Consider the following 20,320-nt stretch of genomic DNA (forward strand, 5'->3'; position numbering starts at 1 on the left):
ACGTGCTCCGATGCGCCCCGCGTGCGGGATCGATGTCCCGGACCACCGCGCGCCCCGCCCGTAACTCCGGGTGGCGGGCGGAGTTGTGCTCACCGTGGAAGAGACCATGGGAATCACGGACGCCGCCCAGATCCCCGGGCAGCGGGGCGAGCTGCTGCTGGACAACGCCGTGCGGTACGCGGAAGAGCGGCACTGGGACGTGTTCCCCGGGACCTGGCTGGAGGCCGTCGAAGGCCGGGAGCGCTGCTCCTGCGGCGCGGAGGAGTGCGTCACGCCCGGCGCCCACCCCGTCCGTCCCGACTGGTCGACGCAGGCGACCGGCAGCGGCGTCGGTGCCCGCCGGATGTGGTCGAAGCAGCCGAAGTCCTCGATCCTGCTGCCGACCGGCCGCACCTTCGACGCGATCGAGGTGCCCGAGTCCGCCGGGTTCCTGGCGCTCGCCCGCATGGAGCGGATGGAGCTGACGCTCGGCCCCGTGACCTGTTCCCCGGACCGGCGCGTGTACTTCTTCGTCCTGCCCGGCGCCGCCGCGAAGGTGCCGGACCTGGTCCGCAGGCTCGGCTGGGCCCCCGACTCCATCGACCTCACCACCCGTGGCGAGGGCCACTACGTCGCCGCCCCGCCCACCCGCGTCGGCGGCAGCGGCGCCGTGCAGTGGGCCCGGCGCCCCACTCAGGCGAACCGCTGGCTGCCGGACGCGGAGGAGCTGATCAGCGCCCTCGCGTACGCCTGTGGCCGGGAAGCGGCGGAGGCCAGGGCCCGTACGGCCTGACCCTGGGAGCCGTGATGCCCCACCCGTAGGGTGGTGCCCGTACTGACGGGGACCATCGAGAGGGTGAGGCACCATGCCTGACCAGGCATCTGACGGAAAGTTCGACGCGGCGGGCGCCGCACCGGGAGACGGTGCGACGCCCGCCGTGCGCGTCGAGGGGCTGTGGAAGCGTTTCGGCCAGCAGATCGCGGTGAACGGGATCGACCTGGTGCTGCCCGCGGGCAGGTTCATCGGTCTCGTCGGACCGAACGGCGCGGGCAAGACCACCACCCTGTCCATGATCACGGGCCTGCTCCGGCCGGACCACGGCCGCATCCTGGTCGCCGGACACGACGTGTGGGCCGACCCGGAGTCCGTCGCCCAGGTCAAGGCGCGGATCGGCGTCCTGCCGGAGGGCCTGCGGCTCTTCGAGCGGCTCTCGGGCCGTGAACTCCTCGCGTACAGCGGGCGGCTGCGGGGGCTGCCCGGTGCCGAGGTCGACAAGCGGGCCGCGCAGCTCCTCGACGTCCTGGACCTGACCGGCTCGCAGAACAAGCTGGTCGTCGACTACTCGACCGGTATGCGGAAGAAGATCGGGCTGGCGGCGGCGCTCCTGCACAACCCGGAGGTCCTCTTCCTCGACGAGCCCTTCGAGGGCGTGGACCCCGTCTCGGCGCAGACCATCCGCGGTGTCCTGGAGCGGTACACCGCCTCCGGCGCCACCGTCGTCTTCTCCAGCCACGTCATGGAACTGGTCGAGTCGCTCTGCGACTGGGTCGCCGTGATGGCCGCGGGCCAGATCCGGGCGCAGGGCCCGCTCGCCGACGTGCGGGGCGACGCGCCCTCGCTCCAGGCGGCGTTCCTCGAACTGGTCGGCGCGCACGGGCGCGACGCGGCCGGGGACTCGCTGGACTGGCTGGGCGGCGGGGCCAAGCGATGAGCGCCGTCACGAGCCCGGCCGCCCCCGGGGCGCAGTCCCTCACCCGGGTCTTCGTCCTGCTGAAGCTGGCGCTGCTGCGCAACGGGCTGCGGCAGTCGGGCGGGCGGACCGCCGCGTACGTCCTCACGATCGTCTTCGGCGCGCTCTTCGCGGCGGGCTCGGTGCTGGGCCTCGTCCTGCTGCGGGGCCGTACCGACGCCGACACCGTCGCGGTGCTCCTCACCGGGGTCCTCGCGCTGGCCTGGACGGTGATGCCGCTGTTCATCCCGAGCGGTGACGAGACCCTCGACCCCTCGCGGCTGGTGATGCTGCCGCTGCGGCCCCGGCCGCTGGTCCGGGCGCTGCTCGTGGCCTCGCTGGTCGGTGTCGGGCCGCTGTTCACCCTGTTCCTGGTGTCCGGTGCCGCGCTGGCCGTCGCCCGGGGGGCGGCGGGGACGGTGTTCGCGGTGCTCGCGGTGCCGCTGGTGACCGTGACGTGCGTGGCGCTGTCCCGGGCGGTGGCCGCCGCGAACATCCGGCTGCTGACCTCCCGCAAGGGCCGGGACCTGGCGCTGCTGAGCGGTCTGGTGATCGCGGTCGGTATGCAGCTGGTGAACTTCGGCGCCCAGCGGCTCGGCCAGTCCGGCGGTCTGGAGTCCCTGGAGCCCGCGACGGCCGTCGTCGGCTGGCTGCCGCCGGCCGCCGCGATCGGCGCGGTGGACGCGGCGAGCCAGGGCTCGTACGCGGTGGCGGCGGCCCGGCTGCTGCTCACGGCGGGCGCCCTGGCGGCGCTCGTGCACTGGTGGCGGCGGAGCCTGGTGCGGCTGATGGTGGAGCCGGACGGTTCCACGATCGGGGCCGCGCCGGACGCGGGGCGGGAGAAGTCCGCCGGTGCGGGGCGGCTCGGGCGGCTGCTGCCGGGCGGGCGGACGGGCGCGGTCATGGAGCGCAGCCTGCGGTACATCTGGCGCGACCCGAAGACGAAGGCGGCGTGGGTGACCTCGCTGGCCGTCGGTCTGATCGTGCCCCTGTTCAACGCCTTCCAGGGGACCGGCTCCATCTACTTCGCGTGCTTCGCGTCGGCGATGCTCGGCATCCAGATGTACAACCAGTTCGGGCAGGACACCTCGGCGTTCTGGATGGTGGCGCAGACCATCTCGACGGCGGCCGACGCGTACGCCGAACTCCGGGCGCGGGCACTGGCACTGCTGGCGGTCACCCTGCCGTACACGGCTCTGGTGACGGCGGTGACGGCCGGGGTCCTCGGTGACTGGTCGCGGCTTCCGGAGGCGCTCGGTGTGGCGTTCGCGCTGCTCGGCGCGATGCTGGCGACCGGCGCGGTCGCCTCGGCGAGCTTCCCGTACTCGATCCCGCAGGACAGCGGCTACAAGAACGTGGCGCCGGGGCAGGGCGGGCTCGCCTGGATCTCGATCCTCGGCGGCATGGTGACGGCGGCGGTGCTGTGCGCGCCGGTCATCGCGGCGACGGTGTACCTGCACGTCTCCGACCAGGAGTCGCTGCTGTGGCTGCTGTTCCCGGTGGGCACCGCGTACGGCGCGCTGATCGCCTGGGCGGGTCTGAAGGCGGCGGCGCCGCGCACGGCCCGGCGGCTCCCGGAGATCCTCGCGGCGGTCAGCAAGGGCTGAGACCGTCCGGGGGCGCCGGGTCGTCTCCCGGGGCGCGTCCCGGCCGTCCCGGGGACGGCCGGGACGGCCGGGCGCCCGTTCCCGGTCCTAGGGTCTTCCAGCGTCGGTGGTGCCCGGCGTTGACTTGGAAGGAACCCGATGGCTGACGAAATGGTGCTCCGCGCCCAGCGATTCATCAACCTCACCTATATGGACGGCTCCCTGCTCGGGATACCGAAGCTGGAGGAGAACGGGCGCACGGGCTGGACCGTGATGTACGCCCTCACCCGGGCCCTCCAGTACGAGATGAACATCTCGCCGCTGTCCAACAGCTTCGGCCCGACCACGCTGTCCACGATCCAGACCAAGTACGGCCAGATCGACGAGAACACGGTCCCGTCGGGGAACTTCTGCCGGATCATCCAGTCCGCGCTCTACTGCAAGGGCTACGACGGCGGCGACATCGACGGCCAGTACAACGCGCGCGTCAGGGCGGCGGTCTCCCAGCTCAAGGACCACATGGGCGTGACCTACGCCTTCCCCGGCACCGGCCTCCAGCCGAAGGTCATCAAGGGCCTGTTCAACATGGACGCGTACGTGAGCGTCAACAACGGCTCCAACAACGTCCGGGCGGTCCAGCGCTGGCTGAACGGCCAGTACACGCAGCGCAAGGACTTCTTCATCATCCCGTGCGACGGGCACCACTCGCGGGACGTCGCCAAGTCGATGCTGTTCGCCATCCAGTACGAGCTGGGCATGGCCGACGGCGTCGCCAACGGCGCCTTCGGACCCGGTACGCAGGCGGGTCTGAAGACCCGCGTCCTGGACGTCGGCTCCACCGGCGTGTGGGTGCAGCTGTTCACGGCGGCCATGGAGCTGAACAAGCGCCCCACGACCTTCACCGACAGCTTCACCTCGTCCGTCGCCACCAACGTCCGGGCCTTCCAGGAGTTCATGCAGCTGGACATGACGGGCCGGGGCGACTTCCGCACCTGGGCCTCGCTGCTCGTCTCGTACGGCGACCAGACCCGGCCCGGCACGGCCTGCGACGGCATCACGAAGATCACCCCGGCCCGTGCGCAGAGCCTCAAGGACGCGGGCTACCTGTACATCGGCCGCTACCTCTACAACCCCGCGACCACGCTGCCGGAGAAGGAGATCCAGCCGGGCGAGCTGGACACCATCAAGGCGTACGGGCTGCGCTGCTTCCCGATCTACCAGACGTGGGCGCGGTCGGTCGACTACTACACCACCAAGCAGGGCTTCACCGACGTCATGACGGCCGTCTACAAGGCGCAGGAGCACGGCTTCAAGAACGGCGCCCGGATCTACTTCGCCGTCGACTACGACGCCGTCGACGACGAGGTGACCTCGCACGTCCTGCCGTACTTCGAGAGCGTCCGGGCCACGATGACCCAGCTGGGCAGCCCGTACAAGATCGGCGTGTACGGGCCCCGCAACGTCTGCGCCCGGGTGACCGGGAAGAACTACGCGGACTCCTGCTTCGTGTCCGACATGTCGTCCGGCTTCTCCGGCAACCTCGGCTACCCGATGCCGGACAAGTGGGCCTTCGACCAGATCGCCACCAAGACGATCGGCACCGGCGCGGGCGCCATCGAGATCGACAACAACATCGCCACGGGCTGGGACACCGGCCAGGGCGACTTCCTGCCCCGCCCCTCCCTCAAGCAGGACATCGGCTTCAACCTGTCGTACTGGGACGCGCTCCTGTCGGAGATCCAGGCGTACATGGCGTCGATCGGGCGGCCCGGCGGCCCGCGCATCTACACCGTGGAGCAGTGCCTGGGCGAAGTCATGATCAACCAGGACGCGACGATCAGCTCCTCCGTCCGCATGTTCCGGATGCGCAAGGCGCTCGTCCAGACCTCGGCGTTCTGGGAGTTCTGCCACTACAGCCTCAAGGACATGGTGGAGGACGCGGGCGTCGGCCTCTACCACACGGGCGTCATCCCCGACTGGGGCAAGGACCTGCCCGGTGTCTCCCGGCTCGTGGACAGCAGCACCGGCGTCGCGAAGATCTCGGGCCGCACCTGCATCCTGGCGCGCAACAACGCGATCAACGCCGGGCTCCTGGAGGGCGAGCTGATGCAGCACCTCGACGACGGGCACCGCTGGACCATGTGGCAGAAGTCCAACAAGGACAACGCCTTCAACGTGGGCATGGTCCCGTACATGCACATCTGGGGAGCCGACGGAAAGGCCGGGGACATCGCGGAGACCCCGATGCGGCGCCCCGCGCTCGACTACACCCCCGCGGAGACCTCCGAGATCCTCCGCCGCTACCAGGGCTCCGGCGACCAGGCGGTCTCGGACAACGCGCTGCGCCAGCCGCTCTACGCGATCTTCGAGAAGTACAACCGCATCATCCGGGAGTCCTGAGCCGCCATGGCCGCCGCCGTCGTCACCGCCGCCGTCACCGTCGCCGTCCCGGCCGACCCGTGGGCGGGGCACGACTTCGGCGTGCTGCTCACCGTCCTGTTCTGCGGGACGGCGGTCCTCGCGGGCCTCACCGCCTTCCTGGGCTCCCGCCTCGCCCCGCGCGCCCGCCGCCGGTACACCCCGGCGCGGGCGTGGCGGGACGCGTCGCTCCTCGCGGTGGCCGCGGGCCTCGCCCTCTACCTCTGGGGCTGTCTGCACGTCCTCTTCCTGGAGGACGGGGAACAGGCCGCGCGGTGCGAACGGCACCGGCCCCCGGGGCTGCCCGCCCTCGTGGGCCGCCGGGGGGACTTCCTCCCCCTGCGGCTCGTCTGCGAGGTCTCCGACGGGCGCGACTACACCGTCGTCGTCCCCGGCTTCGTCAATCCGACCCTCGCCGTCCTGCTGCTGCTCGCCCTCCTCGGCGCCCTGACGGCGGCCCTCCTGCACCGCAAGCAGCGCACGTCCACCCGGCACGTCCACGGCGCCCACGGCGCCCATCCGGAAGAAAGGCCGATCCGTTGACCCACACCGGCATCACCCGCAGGCGGACCCTGCTCGCCACCGCAGGCGTCACCGCCGCCGCGGGATTCGGCGCCTCCGGGCTCCTCGCCTCCCCCGCCGCCGCCGCCCCGGCCCTCCCGCCGGGCCTCCGCGACGAGCGGCTGGCGGAGGCGCTGCGCCTCGCCGAGGCCCGGCGGCGGCGCGTCCACACCGGCCGGCCCTCCGCGAACGGCTGGGAGATGCAGAAGGTCACCGACGAGGACGGCGACATCGTCACCACCTCCGTGCCGGGCACGGGCCTGAGCGTCCCGCTGCGCTCCGGCGACGCCGGGACGCTCCTGGTGCACGTGGTCCGGCGCTTCCACTACGAGATCGACGCCCTCGGCCGCGACGAGCCCGGGGCGCTCGTGGGCTGGGTCGCGCCCTCGTCCGTACGGGACGGGCGGCGGCCCGAGTCGAACCAGGCGTCCGGCACCGCCGTCGTCGTCCGCCCCGGCTCCTATCCGCCGGGCGTCCGGGGCGCGTTCACCGCCGCGCAGGAACGGACCCTCCGGGACGTCCTCGCCGACACCCAGGGCCTGGTCCGCTGGGGCGGCGACGGGCGGCGCCCCTACGAGGGCCTGTTCCACCTGGCCGTACGGCCCGGGGACGGGCGCCTCGAACGGGTCGCGGCCACGGTCCGTTCCTGGGACGGGACCCCGGGCGCGGGCGCGGGCACGCTCCCGGACGTCACCGCCCCGGCCCGACTGCGCCGAGCGGCCCGCTACCGCTGACGGGGGGGGCCCGGTTGTCCCGGGCGTCAGGGGCGTCCTGGGTGTCCGGGATGTCCCGGGCGTCCTGGGTGTCCGGGGCCTGAGGGTGGTGGGGCGGTCCGGGGGCTCCGTGACCTCCGGTCGGGGCTCTGGCCTCGTCGGGACTCTGGCCGTGTCGGGCCTCTGGCCGGTGTCGGGCCTCTGACCGTGCCAGGACTCTGGCCGTGTCGGGATCTGGCCGCTCGTGCGACCGGTGGCTCCGCCGGGCCGTCGGCCGCCGGGCGGGCCCGCTCAGCGTCCGAGGAGGTCGAGGGCGGCCCGGACGGTGTCCAGAAGGGGCTGGCCGACCGTGCCGAGGGCCACGGCGACGGCCGCGAGGGCCATCAGCGACCGGCGCTGCGCGCCCGGCCCGGCGGCCGGTTCGGCCGCGAGGACCGGCAGCGCCGCGTCGATGGAGGCCCGGTCCTCCTCGGGGACCTCGCCGCGCAGCGCCCGTGCCAGGTCGGCGACGGCCTTCAGCGTCTCCTGGATCGTGGGCGGCGGGGCGTGGTGATGGTGGACGATGCCCTGGTGGTGCTGGCCGCCGTGGATGTTGACCACGTCCCCGAAGTGCTGGTCGCCGCCCGTCATCGCGCCACCCCCGTGTGCCCGCTGCCGCCGTAGATGTTGACCGAGTCGCCGAAGTGGTAGTTGCCGTAGTTGCTGATCGCCAGCGACGCCACCGTGGCGTGGAGCTCCGCGTCCGGCCGGTCGATCGCCTCGGCGATGGTGAGCACCAGACCGTTCAGATAGTCGCGCCGCCCCGTCACCAGGGCCGTGGACCGGCCGTTCGTCTCCACGGCGAGGACGGGGTGGCTCATCGCGAAGACCACCGCGAGCATGTCGCCGATGAAGTAGACGAACAGACACCCGGTGACGAGGAGGGCGAACCCCAGGAAGTCGTCGATCCCGGAGGACGACGATCCGTAGCCGCCGCCCGTCGACTCCCCGATCCACGTCAGGAGCAGGATCAGGAGCAGAGTGAAGCCGCCGCGCTTCAGGAACCGGGCGAACGCCTCGCCCCGGCGCGGTCTCAGCTGGAAGGTGTAGACGCGGACGATGTTCTCCAGCGGATACGCGGCCCCGTGCACCCAGAGCAGCCGCTTGCTGATGACCAGGCCCTGGCGCGGCGGGACCCCGGGTCGGGGGGCGGACGCCTGCGCACGGGCGGACGGCGGGGCCGGCGCGGCCCCCGGCGGCTCGGGAGCCGGGGCCGGGGCCGGGGGCGATACCGGTGGCGTGGGGACCGGGCCGGGGGCCGGACCGGAGGCGGGGGCCGAATCGGACGCCGGGGCGGGGCCGGAGGCCGGGGCGGGAGCCGGACCGGACGAGGAGGCCGGACCGGACGGACCGGACGGACCGGAGCCGCGCGGCGCGGGTGCCCGTGGCGGCGCGGGCGCGGGCGCGGGCTCGTGCGTCGGTCTCGGCGGTGGCTCTTCGGACGTCCCCATCTTTCCCCCCGAGCTGGAACCGTTGCGGCGTGGCACTCATTACGCTCCCGAACCACCTTTCCCACAAGGTGAGTTCAGGACTGCCGGGCGGTGGATCGCGCCACTGTGCGGGCCGTGGGGCCGTCCGGGGTCAGGGGGTCAGGACGCCGTGCAGGAAGGGGGCGACGGCCTCGTGCCAGGCCTCCGGGTGCTCGTAGTGGAGGAGGTGGCCCGCGTCGGGGATCTCCGCGTACGCCCCGTGGGGCAGCACCCGGACCATCTCCTGGGCCTCGGCGCGGCCCAGTTCGCCGTCGAGGCCACGGACGACGAGGGTGGGGCAGCGGACCTGGGCGAGCGAGTCCCAGTGGGCGTCGTGCACCCAGGTCTCGCGGGAGGCCAGCATCTGTTCCGGGTCGAAGGCCGGGCGCCAGCCGTCCGGGTGCTCGACGAGGACTTCGGCGAAGAAGGCGCCCCGGGCCGGATTCGGCCGCTCGACCCACGGGTCCTCCGCGCCGAACCAGCGGCGGGCGGCGTCGAGCGACGCGAACGGCACGGGCCAGCGCGGGAACCAGTCCCGCCACTCGCGCTGCGAGGCCGCCCCGAGCGCCGAGGCGCGCATGTCGCAGATGACGAGCGCGCGGACGAGGTCGGGGCGCTCGGCGGCGAGCTGCCAGGCGGTGAGGGCCCCCATGGAGTGCCCGATGAGGGTCACCGGGCCGAGCCCGAGCTGCTCGACGGCCGCCGCCGCGTCCGCCACGTACGCCTCACGGGTGAAGGGGGCGGTGGCGGGCTTGTCGCTGGACCCGTGGCCGCGCTGGTCGAGGGCGACGGTCCGGAGGCACGGACGCGGACCGTCGCCGGGCCCGGGTCCGGCCGCGAGACGGGCGACGGCCGGGGCCCAGTGGGCCGCGTGACCCATCAGCCCGTGGAGCAGCAGGACCCCGGGGCCGGTCCGGGGAGCCCCGTCCCCGGGTGTGAGGTCCCAGGCCGCCAGCCGCACGCCGTCGGCTCCGCTGACGTCGAGCCGTCGCGCCATCCCTGGCACCCCCTCTTTCCGTCGAACCACGCCAGACTATCGAACTCGCATTCGAAAATGCGCTCCTGCCACACAACACCCCTCGTTCGAGTGACAGGGCTCAAGGATTGGCCGCCACCGCCGAGGGGAGATCTTGAACGGGAGGCGGACCGCTCGGGGAAGACGGTCCGCGGGGACTGACCTCGGGAGCTCGGGGCTCCAGGTCAGGCAAGGGGAGGGCAGGCCCCGGCGCCGTGAGGCGCCGGGGCCTTCTGTCTCCGGGGCGGGCCCGGTCGGGCACACGGAGAGCACTCGCCGCACGGCCCCACCCCTCCCGGTCTCGCACCTCTCGCCCCAGCCTGGCACGCCGAGGAGGCGGCCGTGGCCCATTCCGGCGTAAACCGGGGCGCACACCCGCCACCCCACCTCAAACGTTCGAACACCCGCGCCCGCCGATGCCCACCGGCCCCCCGGACCCGCCGGAGTGCCGGGACCCGCCGGAGTGCCCCGTAACGGCCAGAGGTCCCGGACCCACCAGAGTGCCCCGTAACGGCCAGAGGTCCCGGAACGGCGAAAGGGGTGTCCCGCCGGGTCGGCCTTCCGGCGACCGGCGGGACACCCCCGGGAGGACGGCGTCCTCAGCGCTTCGCGACGAACACGTGCGCCGCGACCTCCGCGTTCAGCTCCGCCGCCTCACCGCTGCTGCCCACCAGGACACCACCGGCCGACTCCGTCACCGACACCACCGAGCCGGGCTGCACGCCCGCCCTGCGCAGCGTGTACATCAGCTGGGCGTCCGTCTGGATCGGCTCGCCGATCCGCCGCACGACCACGGTCTTGCCCTCGCTCGCGTCCAGGTCCGCGAGCGACACCATCGAGTCGTCGAGGAAGGCCTCGGCCTCCGCCTTCTCGCCCAGCTCCTCGAGACCCGGGATCGGGTTCCCGTACGGCGACTCCGTCGGGTGCCGCAGCAGCTCCAGGACGCGGCGCTCCACGGCCTCGCTCATCACGTGCTCCCAGCGGCACGCCTCCGCGTGGACCTGCTCCCACTCCAGGCCGATCACGTCGACCAGCAGGCACTCCGCGAGGCGGTGCTTGCGCATGACGCGGGTGGCGAGGCGGCGGCCCTCCTCGGTGAGCTCCAGGTGCCGGTCGCTGGCCACGGCCACCAGGCCGTCCCGCTCCATCCGGGCCACCGTCTGGCTCACCGTGGGGCCGCTCTGGTCGAGCCGCTCGGCGATCCGGGCACGCATGGGGACCACACCTTCTTCCTCGAGCTCGAGGATGGTGCGGAGGTACATCTCCGTTGTGTCGATCAGTCCGGACATACGTGCCCCTCGATGAGTCGTGCGCTGGCCCTGCACCAATTCTGACGCATCACGCCGACAACCGGACCGTACCGGCTCCGGCGGTATTGACAGAGCAATGGTCCAGACCGCACCGTGAGCGGCGACCAGGGCACGACCATGACACGACGGCGACACCACGGCGACGAGAAGGAGCTTCTGGAATGGGCGACAGCGTGGGCGAGAGCAAGCTGGCCGGACAGTTCTTCGACGCCGCGATCGGCCTGCTCCAGCAGGTCAGGGACGGCGACTCGGCCGAGATCGCCGCCGCGGGCGCCGCGATCGCCGGGGCCGTCGAGAACGGCAACCGCCTCTTCGCCTTCGGCGCGGGCCACTCCTCCCTCGCCGCCCAGGACGTCGTCTACCGGGCCGGTGGCCTGGCCCTGATGAACCTGCTCGTCGTCCCCGGCGTCCTCGGCGTCGACGTCATGCCCGCCACCCTCGGCTCCGCCCTGGAGCGGGTCGACGGCCTCGCGGGCGCGGTCCTGGACTCCTCCCCCGCCAAGTCCGGGGACGTCCTGATCGTCATCTCCCTCTCCGGGCGCAACGCCCTGCCCGTGGAGATGGCGATGAACGCCCGCGCGCTCGGCCTCACCGTCATCGGCGTCACCTCGGTGGCCTACGCGACGGAGACGAAGTCCCGGCACGTCTCGGGCACGTACCTCAAGGACCACTGCGACATCGTCCTGGACTCGAAGATCGCCGTCGGCGACGCCGAACTCAGCCACGAGGGCATCGAGGCCCCCTTCGCCCCCGCCTCGACCGTCGTCACCAGCGCCCTCATGCAGGCCACCCTGGCCGCCGCCGCCGAGGAGCTCGTCCGGCGCGGCATCGAGCCGCCGCTGCTGCGCTCCGGGAACGTCGACGGCGGGCACGAGTGGAACGGCCGGGTCATGACCGAGTACGGCGACCGGATCTTCTACCGGCACTGACGGGGGCCGCGCCGGGCCACCAGCCGGTCCGCACCGCGAGCCGCACCGGACCGGGTCACCAGCCGGATCGGACCGGACCCCCGGCCGTAGCGGACCGGGCCATCGGCCGTAGCGGACCGGCCACCAGCCGCTCCCGGCCGGGACCCGCCCGGTGCCGACCCCGGCACCGGGCTCCGCCGTGCCGTCAGGCCCCCGGCCCCCGGTCCGTCCCGAGGTCCAGGGCCGCCGCCACCCGCGACGCCACCGCCTCCGCGAAGACCACGTCCTCGCGCTCGAACGCCGGGCGGCAGGCGGCCCGCAGGAAGGTGACGACACCGAGCGTCCGGCCCCGGGAGCGCAGCACCGCGCACACCGCGTGCGCCGCGTCCCCCGGCCACAGGTGCGCCTCCGCCCACACCTCGGCGGTACGGCCCGCGCTGGCCCGGACCGTGCCCACCCGGTCCCAGGCCTGGAGCGCCGGGTGCCGGGGCCCGTACCGCAGCGGGATGCCGCCGCCCACCACCGGGGACGCCGGGCCGGGGGCGGTGGACGCCGGGGTGGTGAGGGTCCGGGTCAGCCGCCGCTCGCCCGCCGGCCGGTCCACGAGGGCGTGGTCGGCGAACCCGGCCAGCGCGAAGTCCAGCAGGACCGCCGCCGCCTCCGCCGGGTCCTCGCACTCGGCCGCCGCCGCGCCCGCCCGGTGCAGCTGGCTCCACCGGAAGCGCAGCCGGTCCGCCTCGCGGGCCGCCAGCCGCTCCTCGGTGACGTCCTGGAACAGCCAGGCCACCCCGAGCGGCACCGGCTCCTCCGCCATCGGCGAGGACAGCCGCAGGAAGCCGCTGCGCCAGCACCGGCGCCGCTCCCCCGAGGGGGTCCGCAGCGTCACCCACACCTCGGCGGGCGCGGACGGGGTGCCCTCGGCGAGGACGTGCTGGAGGGCGGCCTCCAGTTCCTCGGCGCCGTGCACGACGACATCGCCGAGGGGGCGGCCCAGGAGGGACGTGCGGCCGGTGCCGAGGGCGCGGCCCGCGTGCGCGTTGACCGTGGCGGGGCGCAGGTCGGCGTCGACGAGGACGACGCCCCAGGGCGCGCCGTCGAAGAGGGCCTCGCTGAGGGCCACCGAGCGTTCCAGGTCGAGCTGGACGTGGACCTCGCTGAACGCGCAGTACACGCCCGCGGGGGCGCCGTCCGCGCCGCGCACGCCCGCCGCCTGGCTGCGGACCAGGACCCGGCCGCCGTCCTTGCGGAGCAGCGCGAGTTCGAGGACCTGGCGTCCGGGGCCGTTCATGACGCCCATGAGTCCCCGGAGGATGTCCTCGGCGTCGGCGCTGCGCGCGGCCCAGCCCTCGAAGCCCCGGCGGCCGACCGCCTCCGCGGCGGTCCAGCCGAGGATGCGTTCGGCCTCGCGGTTCCAGTGGGTGACCGTTCCGTCGGCGGCGAAGGCGCAGAGTGCCGCGTCCATCCCGTCGAGCAGGGCGGCCAGCAGGTCGGCCCCCGCTCCGGGAACGGATGCGGTGTCGCTCGCGGACCCCGTGAATGCGCTCATCCCCCACCCCCCATGCTGCGACCATTCAACTGGAACGTGACGCAGGGCACATCACCTTCCGGTGAATCGTCGCATCGAAGGAACGAATCAGGGTAGGGCGGGCCTCCCGCGCCGGACGGGTCTGTCAGGTCGGAGCCCCGCGAGGGCCGTCCGGACCCGTAAGGGTGCGTCCGGACCCGTAAGGGTGCGTCCGGACCCGTAAGGGTGCCTCCGGTCGCGGGCGGGGAGCGCGGGTCAGGGGTCGGGGGCAGGGGTTCCTCAGGGTGCCAGTCGCTCCACCCGCCAGGTCTCGCCCCCGGGGCCGCCCTCGCGGACGTAGCGGAGACGGTCGTGGAGGCGGTTCTCGTGGCCCTGCCAGAACTCGACGGCGTCGGGGACGACCCGGATGCCTCCCCACTCCGGCGGGACGGGCACCCGGGTGCCCTCGGGGTGGCGGGCGGCGAGGTCCGCGTACCGGGCGAGGAGTTCCTCGCGGGAGCCGATCACCGAGGACTGGCGGCTGGCCCAGGCGCCGAGCTGGGAGCCGTACGGCCGGGTGCGGAAGTAGGCGGCGGTCTCGTCGCGTCCGATGTGCTCGGCGCGGCCCGTGACGACGACCTGACGGGCCAGCGGATGCCAGGGGAAGAGCAGCGAGACGTACGGGTTGGCGGCGATCTCGGTGCCCTTGCGGGAGCCGTAGTTGGTGAAGAAGACGAAGCCGGACCGGTCGTAGTGCTTGAGCAGGACCGTGCGGGAGGACGGGCGGCCGTCGGGGGTGGCGGTGGAGACGACCATCGCGTTCGGCTCGTGGACCGCCGGGCTCGCGGCGGTCTCCTTGAACCAGCGGGTGAACTGCCCGATCGGCTCGGGCGCCAGGTCCTCGGCGGACAGCTCCGTGGTGCGGTACTGCTCGCGCATGTCGGCGGGATCCGGGGCGTCGGGCGCGGGATCGGTCACGGGATCGGTCACGGCCTCATTGTGCGGCAGCGCCTCATTCTGCCCGGCACCGCCCGGCGTCAACCCTCAGTCGCCGGATCGGCGCAGTGTGCCGGATGTCACGCTTCCCCGCATCATCGGAACCGTACAGAATCTGGGGCTGGACGACTGTTGGGACCCGACCATCGACCAGCACTCGGTTGATCGATCATCGATTAGAGGAGCCGCCTGATGTCCGACTTCGTACCCGGGCTCGAAGGAGTCGTCGCGTTCGAGACGGAGATCGCCGAACCGGACAAGGAGGGCGGCGCCCTCCGCTACCGCGGGGTCGACATCGAGGACCTCGTCGGCCACGTGTCCTTCGGCAACGTCTGGGGCCTCCTCGTCGACGGCGCGTTCAACCCCGGTCTGCCCGCCGCCGAGCCGTTCCCGATCCCGGTGCACTCCGGCGACATCCGGGTCGACGTGCAGTCCGCGCTCGCGATGCTCGCGCCCGTCTGGGGCCTCAGGCCGCTCCTCGACATCTCCGCCGAGCAGGCGCGCGACGACCTCGCGCGCGCGGCCGTGATGGCGCTCTCGTACGTCGCCCAGTCCGCGCGCGGCCAGGGCCTCCCGATGGTCCCGCAGAGCGAGATCGACAAGGCCGGGTCGGTCGTCGAACGGTTCATGGTCCGCTGGCGCGGCGAGCCCGACCCCCAGCACGTCAAGGCCGTCGACGCCTACTGGACCTCCGCCGCCGAGCACGGCATGAACGCGTCGACCTTCACCGCGCGCGTGATCGCCTCCACCGGCGCCGACGTGGCCGCCTCCCTGTCCGGCGCGGTCGGCGCGATGTCCGGCCCGCTGCACGGCGGCGCGCCCTCCCGCGTCCTCGGCATGATCGAGGAGATCGAGCGGACCGGTGACGCCACCGCGTACGTGCGGCAGGCCCTCGACCGGGGCGAGCGGCTGATGGGCTTCGGCCACCGGGTCTACCGCGCCGAGGACCCCCGCGCGCGCGTGCTGCGGCGCACCGCCCGCGAGCTGTCCGCGCCGCGCTTCGAGGTCGCGGAGGCGCTGGAGAAGGCGGCCCTGGAAGAGCTGCACAACCGGCGCCCGGACCGGGTCCTGGCGACGAACGTGGAGTTCTGGGCGGCGATCGTCCTCGACTTCGCGCAGGTCCCGGCGCACATGTTCACCTCGATGTTCACGTGCGCGCGGACGGCCGGCTGGTCGGCGCACATCCTGGAGCAGAAGCGCACCGGCCGCCTGGTCCGCCCGTCGGCCCGCTACACGGGCCCCGGCCAGCGCGACCCGCGCGAGATCGAGGGCTACGCCGACATCGCGGGCTGAGCCCGGGGGTGCGTCCTGGGGTCGTCCCCGGGGCGCGCCCCGAGGTGCGTCCCGAGGTGCGTCCCGGGGTGTGCCCCGAGGGTCTCGGGGTGCGTCTCCGGGTGCGTCTCCGGGTGCGTCTCCGGGTGCGTCTCGGGGTGCGTCTCCGGGTGCAGGAGGAGGTCCGCGTGGTGGCGGGCGGCCACCAGCGGGTGGGCCCGCATCTTGCCCTTCAGTTCGTTGCGGCCGTACTCGGCGAACAGCGGGTTCGCCGGGTCGGCGGTGACGCCGGGCGCGGTGGACGCGTACGGGAAGTCGAGCGGGGCGACGCGGGCGTCGAGCCTCGGGTTGTAGAAGAACGGCACGGAGTAGCGCTCCGTGGTGCCGGGCGGTGACACGACCCGGTGGCGGGTGGCGAGGAGATACCCGTTCGTCGCCACTTCGAGGAGTTCGCCGAGGTTGACCACGAAGGCGCCCGGCTGCGGCGGCACGTCGTGGAACTCCCCGTCCTCCCGCTGGACCTGGAGCCCGCCGACCTCGTCCTGGAGGAGCAGGGTGAGGAAGCCGTAGTCCTTGTGGGCGCCGACGCCCTGGGCGTCGCCCTCGCCGCTGCCACCGGGGTAGCGCACCAGCTTGAGGTGCGGGTGGGCGCGCGGTCCGAAGGCGTCGTCGTAGAAGTCGGGGGACGCGCCGATCGAGGCCAGCAGTTCGCGCAGCAGCCGGTCGGCGACCCCGCCGAGCCGGTCGATCCAGTGCAGGGCGGCGGTGCGCAGCCCGGGCAGGGCCCGGGGCCACTGGTTGGGGCCTTCGAGCCACCAGTAGGGGGCTTCCCAGGGGGCGGGGGCGCGCGCGGGGCGTTCGGCGCCGATGTCGAGCTGGTCGCGCCAGTCGCGGGAGCCGCCGGTGCGTTCGTCGCCGACGCGGGTGTAGCCCCGGAAGTGCGGGGAGTTGATGTTGTCCAGGGCGCGCCGGTCCTCCTCGGGCAGCGCGAAGAAGGCGCGCGTGGCGGAGGTGAGGGCGCGGGTCTCGGCCTCGGTCACGCCGTGTCCCACGAGCTGGAAGAAGCCGACGTCGTGGGCGGCGGAGTGGAGCTGCGCGTGGAGCAGTCGGCGGGCCTGGGGGCCCCGGTCGGCGGCGGAGAGGTCCACGATCGGGAGCTGCGGGATGTACGGGCTGTGCGTCATGACGGTGTCCGCGGGGTGTACGGGTGCCCGGGGCTGCCGCCAGGGGTGGGGCGGGGGCCGCGGGTGCCGGTCGGCTGGGGCTCTGGGGGACCCGGGGCGGCTCGGTGGTGCCCTCGGGTCAGACGGAGCGGCGACAGCTCATGCTCGTGACGCGGACGAAGTCCACGTGGCGACGGCGTACGAGCGTTGACATGCGACCAGCCTACTGCGGCCCGCCCGGCGTGACTGTGGCCCGGGTCACTCGGGCGGGGCCGGGACGGGCCTGGCCGGGGGCCTACGGGCCGGGGGCGTGGCCGGGCCGGGGGCGTGGCCGGGCCGGGACCAGGGCCGTGGTCGGGGCCGTACGGTCGCGGGGCGGGGCGTACGGTCGCGGGCCGGACCAGATGTCGGGCGGAGGGCGGAGGTCCTTACGGAGCCCGGGAGGCCCCGCCACGGGCGCGGGCCCGTACCGCCCCACCACTCTCCTGCCGTCCTGCTGTCCTGCCGTAGACGTGGGACTACGGCAGGACAGCAAAGGCCGGTCCGGCCTCCCCGCGGCCCGCGTCCTACAGTGCTTCGTCCAGCAGCCGGGACCACTGGGACACCACGCGTTCGCGGCGGGCGCGGTCGTCGGTGAGGAGGGTGGCGAGGCCGAGGCCCCGGGCCATGTCCAGGAGGCCCTGGACGGTCTCGCGGACCCCGGGGCGGGACTCGTCCGCGCCGAGGACGTCGACGGCGACGCGGTGCGACTCGCGGCCGACGCGGGCCTCCAGTTCCGTGACCCGGGCCCGGAGCTGGTCCTCCCCCGAGGCGGCCACCCACAGATGGAGCGCGGCCCGGAAGAGCGGTCCGGTGAAGAGGTCCACGAGCGCGGCGACGGCCTCGTGCCGGTCGCGGGAGGGCAGGGCCCGCAGCGCGTGGGAGCGTTCCTCGGCGACGTACTCGACGGCGGCGGTGAACAGGTCCTCGCGGGTGGGGAAGTGGTGCTGGGCCGCGCCCCGGGAGACCCCGGCCCGTTCGGCGACGACGGCGACCGTGGAGCCCGCCCAGCCGTACTCCGCGAGGCAGGCCACCGCCGCTTCCAGGAGCCGCTGCCGGGTGGCGCGGCTCCGGTCCTGCTTGGGTGCGGTCACAGCCGCCATGCGGGGTCCCGTCGTTCGAGGAAGGCCGTCATCCCCTCGCGCGCCTCGGCGGAGGCGAAGAGCGTGGCCGACCTCCGCACCAGGTCCTCCGCGTCGCGTTCGAAGGTTTCCAGGACTCTAGCGGTGACCAGCCGCTTCGCCTCGCGCAGGCCCTGCGGGGAGGCGGCGCGCAGGGCGTCGAGGATGCCGGGCAGTTCCTCGTCCCCGGCGGTGACGAGGCCCGCCGCGAGCGCCTCGGGGAACCCGAACCGTTCGCCGGTGAGGAAGAGGCGGGCCGCCGCGCGGGGTTCGAGCCGGGGCAGCAGGGTGAGGGAGATGACGGTGGGCGCGACCCCGATCCGTACCTCGGTGAGCGCGAAGTCCGCCGTCCGCGCCGCCACCACGAGGTCGCAGGCGCCGAGCAGGCCGAGCCCGCCCGCCCGCGCGTGCCCGGTGACGTGGCCGACGACCGGTTTGGGCAGGGCGAGGAGCTGCCGGAGCAGGTCCACGAAGGCGTACGGGCTGGGCGGGCCCTTGAGGTCGGCGCCCGCGCTGAAGGTGGTGCCGGTGTGGGTGAGGACGACGGCGCGGACGGCCGGGTCCTTGCCGCAGGCGGTGAGCGCGTCGGCGAGTTCGGTGACGAGCGCGGCGGAGAGCGCGTTGCGCGTGGCCGGGGAGTCCAGGGCGAGCGTGGCGATCCCGCGTTCCTCGGTGATGGCGACCAGGTTCATGTGCGGTCCCTCGCTTCTCTGTCCCGGAGCTCCCTCCGGAGGATCTTCCCCGACGCGGCGCGGGGTACGCCGTCGATGAACTCCACGGCGCGGACCTTCTTGTACGGGGAGACGCGGGCGGCGACGTACGCCATGAGGTCCTCGGCGGTGAGGCCCGGCGCGTCGGCCCGGCGCACCACGTACGCCTTGGGGATCTCGGTGTCGTCGGCGCCGGTGACCCCGATGACGGCGGCGTCGGCGACGTCGTCGTGGGTGAGGAGGAGCGCTTCGAGTTCGGCGGGGGCGACCTGGAAGCCCTTGTACTTGATGAGTTCCTTGACGCGGTCGACGACGAACAGCCAGCCGTCGTCGTCGACGCGGCCGATGTCGCCGGTGTGGACCCAGCCGTCGGCGTCGATCATGGCGGCGGTGGCGTCGGGCCGCCCGAGGTAGCCCTTCATGACCTGCGGGCCCCGGATGGCCACTTCGCCCTCCTCGCCGGGGGCCGCGTCGCGCGCGGGGTCGTCGAGGGAGAGGATGCGCAGTTCGGTGGAGGGCAGCAGCCTGCCGACGGTGCCGGGCGGCGGGTCGGCGGCGTCGAGGGGGACGACGTGGGTGCCCGGGGAGAGTTCCGTCATGCCGTACGCCTGGCGGACGGGCGGGAGTCCGAGCCGGGCCGAACACGCCTCGGCGAGGGCCGCGTCGAGCGGGGCGGCGGCGCTGACGACGTACTCCAGGGAGGACAGGTCGTAGTCGGCGACGGCCGGGTGCTTGGCGAGGGCGAGGACGATCGGCGGGGCGACGTACAGGCCGTTGACGCGGTGCTTCTGGATGGCGCCGAGGAAGGTATCGAGCTCGAAGCGGGGCAGGACGACGACGGTGGCACCGTGCCGGAGGGGCGCGTTCATCAGGGCGGTGAGCCCGTAGATGTGGAAGAAGGGCAGGACGGCGAGGATGCGGTCTCCGGGGCCCATGGGGACGAGGGGCGCGAGCTGGGCGAGGTTGGTGGAGATCGAGGTGTGCGTCAGCATCACCCCCTTGGGGGCGCCGGTGGTGCCGGAGGAGTACGGGAGGGCGGCGATGTCCTCGTCGGGGTCGATCCCGGGCTCGGGCACGGGTCCGGTGGAGCCGAGGAAGGACTGGAGGGACCGTACGGGCTCCCCCTCCGGGGGCTGGTCGCAGACGAATATCTCCCGTATGCCGCCCGCGAGTCCGGCGGCGGCGCGGGCGGCGGGGAGCAGCGGGGAGACGGTGACGATCCAGCGGGCGGCGGAGTCCCGCAGCTGCTTGGCGAACTCCTCGGGCGTGGCCAGCGGATGGACGGTGGTGACGGTGGCCCCGGCGCGGGTGGCGGCGTAGAAGGCGATCGGGAAGAGCACGGTGTTGGGGCTGTGGAGGGCGAGCACGTCCCCCTTGCGCACCCCGGCTTCGGCGAGCCCGGCGGCGACCCGCCGGTGGAAGGCGTCGACCTGCCCGTAGGTGAGGGTGAGGTCGCCGGTCCCGTCGACGAGCGCGGGCGCGTCCCCGCGCTCGGCGGCCCGGCCGAGCACGGCGTCGTGGATCGGCAGGGAGAGGGAGGGGACGGGGTCGTACGCGCTGTGGAACACCATGCTGGCCTCCTGAGGAGGGGAAAGGTGAGCACCGGACCGCGGTGGCCGCCGCGATGTGGGGTGACCTTTCCAGTACCCCGAAGAACAATCAAGCACGCACGCATGATTCAGAGCGGGCGGGCCGCCGCCCGTCACGAGCGGCACGCGGACAAACCAATGCGGCCCCGCACGGAAGTGCGGGGCCGCACGGAACGCGCCCTCACCGGCCCGGAAGAG

The 20,320-nt window shown here is 73.7% G+C and carries 17 protein-coding genes and 1 pseudogene; 8 read left to right on the top strand and 10 right to left on the bottom strand.

What is annotated here, in order from left to right; all coding sequences use genetic code 11:
• Nucleotides 1–106: 106 nt before the first annotated feature.
• The 6 genes from ACFXGN_RS19555 to ACFXGN_RS19580 all read left to right on the top strand — a co-directional run bounded on the left by ACFXGN_RS19555 (nucleotide 107) and on the right by ACFXGN_RS19580 (nucleotide 7,008).
• A complete protein-coding gene (locus ACFXGN_RS19555; RefSeq protein WP_384860558.1) occupies nucleotides 107–772 on the top strand; it encodes a bifunctional DNA primase/polymerase in 666 nt (221 codons plus the stop codon).
• A gap of 73 nt (nucleotides 773–845) precedes the next feature.
• Nucleotides 846–1,691 carry an ABC transporter ATP-binding protein gene (locus ACFXGN_RS19560; RefSeq protein WP_384860561.1) on the top strand — a complete coding sequence of 282 codons (846 nt, stop codon included), beginning with the start codon at nucleotides 846–848 and terminating at the stop codon, nucleotides 1,689–1,691.
• Entirely contained in the window at nucleotides 1,688–3,316 is a 1,629-nt protein-coding gene (locus ACFXGN_RS19565) for a transporter (protein WP_384860563.1), read from the top strand. The genes ACFXGN_RS19560 and ACFXGN_RS19565 overlap by 4 nt, the downstream gene beginning before the upstream one ends.
• 138 nt (nucleotides 3,317–3,454) lie before the next feature.
• The gene (locus ACFXGN_RS19570) at nucleotides 3,455–5,695 is read left to right on the top strand and encodes a glycoside hydrolase domain-containing protein (RefSeq protein ID WP_384860566.1); all 2,241 of its coding nucleotides are present in this window, start codon (nucleotides 3,455–3,457) and stop codon (nucleotides 5,693–5,695) included.
• 6 nt (nucleotides 5,696–5,701) lie between these two features.
• Nucleotides 5,702–6,256, top strand: a complete 555-nt coding sequence (locus tag ACFXGN_RS19575) for a hypothetical protein (RefSeq protein ID WP_384860569.1) — start codon at nucleotides 5,702–5,704, stop codon at nucleotides 6,254–6,256.
• Nucleotides 6,253–7,008: a hypothetical protein gene (locus ACFXGN_RS19580; protein WP_384860572.1), complete on the top strand. Its 756-nt coding sequence runs from the start codon at nucleotides 6,253–6,255 to the stop codon at nucleotides 7,006–7,008. The genes ACFXGN_RS19575 and ACFXGN_RS19580 overlap by 4 nt, the downstream gene beginning before the upstream one ends.
• Nucleotides 7,009–7,278: 270 nt before the next feature.
• Here ACFXGN_RS19580 and ACFXGN_RS19585 read toward each other — a convergent pair whose 3' ends face one another.
• From ACFXGN_RS19585 to ACFXGN_RS19600, 4 genes are all read right to left on the bottom strand, one after another.
• Nucleotides 7,279–7,617 carry a hypothetical protein gene (locus ACFXGN_RS19585; protein ID WP_384860575.1) on the bottom strand — a complete coding sequence of 113 codons (339 nt, stop codon included), beginning with the start codon at nucleotides 7,615–7,617 and terminating at the stop codon, nucleotides 7,279–7,281.
• Nucleotides 7,614–8,144 carry a DUF6232 family protein gene (locus tag ACFXGN_RS19590; RefSeq protein WP_384860945.1) on the bottom strand — a complete coding sequence of 177 codons (531 nt, stop codon included), beginning with the start codon at nucleotides 8,142–8,144 and terminating at the stop codon, nucleotides 7,614–7,616. The genes ACFXGN_RS19585 and ACFXGN_RS19590 overlap by 4 nt, the downstream gene beginning before the upstream one ends.
• A 463-nt stretch (nucleotides 8,145–8,607) precedes the next feature.
• The gene (locus ACFXGN_RS19595; protein ID WP_384860578.1) at nucleotides 8,608–9,492 is read right to left on the bottom strand and encodes an alpha/beta fold hydrolase; all 885 of its coding nucleotides are present in this window, start codon (nucleotides 9,490–9,492) and stop codon (nucleotides 8,608–8,610) included.
• 617 nt (nucleotides 9,493–10,109) lie between these two features.
• Nucleotides 10,110–10,799 carry a metal-dependent transcriptional regulator gene (locus ACFXGN_RS19600; protein WP_351780915.1) on the bottom strand — a complete coding sequence of 230 codons (690 nt, stop codon included), beginning with the start codon at nucleotides 10,797–10,799 and terminating at the stop codon, nucleotides 10,110–10,112.
• A gap of 194 nt (nucleotides 10,800–10,993) precedes the next feature.
• On the opposite strand from ACFXGN_RS19600, the gene ACFXGN_RS19605 reads away from it, so the two are divergent.
• Complete coding sequence (locus ACFXGN_RS19605) at nucleotides 10,994–11,749, top strand: SIS domain-containing protein (RefSeq protein WP_351781154.1); 756 nt, start codon at nucleotides 10,994–10,996, stop codon at nucleotides 11,747–11,749.
• 184 nt (nucleotides 11,750–11,933) lie between these two features.
• Here ACFXGN_RS19605 and ACFXGN_RS19610 read toward each other — a convergent pair whose 3' ends face one another.
• Both ACFXGN_RS19610 and pdxH read right to left on the bottom strand, forming a co-directional pair.
• Nucleotides 11,934–13,274 carry a PAS domain-containing protein gene (locus ACFXGN_RS19610; protein ID WP_384860582.1) on the bottom strand — a complete coding sequence of 447 codons (1,341 nt, stop codon included), beginning with the start codon at nucleotides 13,272–13,274 and terminating at the stop codon, nucleotides 11,934–11,936.
• A 258-nt stretch (nucleotides 13,275–13,532) separates the two neighbouring features.
• On the bottom strand, nucleotides 13,533–14,171 hold the full coding sequence (gene pdxH, locus ACFXGN_RS19615; protein WP_384860948.1) for a pyridoxamine 5'-phosphate oxidase: 639 nt from the start codon (nucleotides 14,169–14,171) through the stop codon (nucleotides 13,533–13,535).
• A 249-nt stretch (nucleotides 14,172–14,420) separates the two neighbouring features.
• Between pdxH and ACFXGN_RS19620 the strand changes: the two genes are divergently transcribed.
• Nucleotides 14,421–15,521 (top strand): citrate synthase 2, encoded by a 1,101-nt coding sequence (locus ACFXGN_RS19620; RefSeq protein WP_384860585.1) that lies wholly within the window; start codon nucleotides 14,421–14,423, stop codon nucleotides 15,519–15,521.
• Nucleotides 15,522–15,676: 155 nt separating this feature from the next.
• Here the strand turns inward: ACFXGN_RS19620 and ACFXGN_RS19625 are convergent.
• The 4 genes and pseudogenes from ACFXGN_RS19625 to ACFXGN_RS19640 all read right to left on the bottom strand — a co-directional run.
• Nucleotides 15,677–16,684: pseudogene (locus ACFXGN_RS19625) on the bottom strand (isopenicillin N synthase family dioxygenase); the annotation flags it as partial.
• A 545-nt stretch (nucleotides 16,685–17,229) separates the two neighbouring features.
• Nucleotides 17,230–17,805, bottom strand: coding sequence for a TetR/AcrR family transcriptional regulator (locus tag ACFXGN_RS19630; RefSeq protein ID WP_384860588.1), 576 nt, complete (start codon nucleotides 17,803–17,805; stop codon nucleotides 17,230–17,232).
• Nucleotides 17,793–18,515 (bottom strand): enoyl-CoA hydratase family protein, encoded by a 723-nt coding sequence (locus ACFXGN_RS19635; RefSeq protein ID WP_384860591.1) that lies wholly within the window; start codon nucleotides 18,513–18,515, stop codon nucleotides 17,793–17,795. The genes ACFXGN_RS19630 and ACFXGN_RS19635 overlap by 13 nt, the downstream gene beginning before the upstream one ends.
• On the bottom strand, nucleotides 18,512–20,104 hold the full coding sequence (locus ACFXGN_RS19640; protein ID WP_384860594.1) for an AMP-binding protein: 1,593 nt from the start codon (nucleotides 20,102–20,104) through the stop codon (nucleotides 18,512–18,514). Before ACFXGN_RS19640 ends, ACFXGN_RS19635 begins: the two co-directional genes overlap by 4 nt.
• Nucleotides 20,105–20,320: the final 216 nt, after the last annotated feature.

The sequence above is a fragment of the Streptomyces sp. NPDC059247 genome, assembly GCF_042754005.1.
Lineage (GTDB): Bacteria > Actinomycetota > Actinomycetes > Streptomycetales > Streptomycetaceae > Streptomyces.

Excerpts from the sequence above, each read along its gene's own strand:
- ACFXGN_RS19565 (WP_384860563.1), top strand. The coding sequence starts at position 1,688 with ATGAGCGCCGTCACGAGCCCGGCCGCCCCCGGGGCGCAGTCCCTCACC.
- ACFXGN_RS19630 (WP_384860588.1), bottom strand. The coding sequence starts at position 17,805 with ATGGCGGCTGTGACCGCACCCAAGCAGGACCGGAGCCGCGCCACCCGG.
- ACFXGN_RS19570 (WP_384860566.1), top strand. The coding sequence starts at position 3,455 with ATGGCTGACGAAATGGTGCTCCGCGCCCAGCGATTCATCAACCTCACC.
- pdxH (WP_384860948.1), bottom strand. The coding sequence starts at position 14,171 with ATGCGCGAGCAGTACCGCACCACGGAGCTGTCCGCCGAGGACCTGGCG.
- ACFXGN_RS19560 (WP_384860561.1), top strand. The coding sequence starts at position 846 with ATGCCTGACCAGGCATCTGACGGAAAGTTCGACGCGGCGGGCGCCGCA.
- ACFXGN_RS19610 (WP_384860582.1), bottom strand. The coding sequence starts at position 13,274 with ATGAGCGCATTCACGGGGTCCGCGAGCGACACCGCATCCGTTCCCGGA.
- ACFXGN_RS19555 (WP_384860558.1), top strand. The coding sequence starts at position 107 with ATGGGAATCACGGACGCCGCCCAGATCCCCGGGCAGCGGGGCGAGCTG.
- ACFXGN_RS19600 (WP_351780915.1), bottom strand. The coding sequence starts at position 10,799 with ATGTCCGGACTGATCGACACAACGGAGATGTACCTCCGCACCATCCTC.
- ACFXGN_RS19575 (WP_384860569.1), top strand. The coding sequence starts at position 5,702 with ATGGCCGCCGCCGTCGTCACCGCCGCCGTCACCGTCGCCGTCCCGGCC.
- ACFXGN_RS19620 (WP_384860585.1), top strand. The coding sequence starts at position 14,421 with ATGTCCGACTTCGTACCCGGGCTCGAAGGAGTCGTCGCGTTCGAGACG.
- ACFXGN_RS19595 (WP_384860578.1), bottom strand. The coding sequence starts at position 9,492 with ATGGCGCGACGGCTCGACGTCAGCGGAGCCGACGGCGTGCGGCTGGCG.
- ACFXGN_RS19640 (WP_384860594.1), bottom strand. The coding sequence starts at position 20,104 with ATGGTGTTCCACAGCGCGTACGACCCCGTCCCCTCCCTCTCCCTGCCG.
- ACFXGN_RS19585 (WP_384860575.1), bottom strand. The coding sequence starts at position 7,617 with ATGACGGGCGGCGACCAGCACTTCGGGGACGTGGTCAACATCCACGGC.
- ACFXGN_RS19635 (WP_384860591.1), bottom strand. The coding sequence starts at position 18,515 with ATGAACCTGGTCGCCATCACCGAGGAACGCGGGATCGCCACGCTCGCC.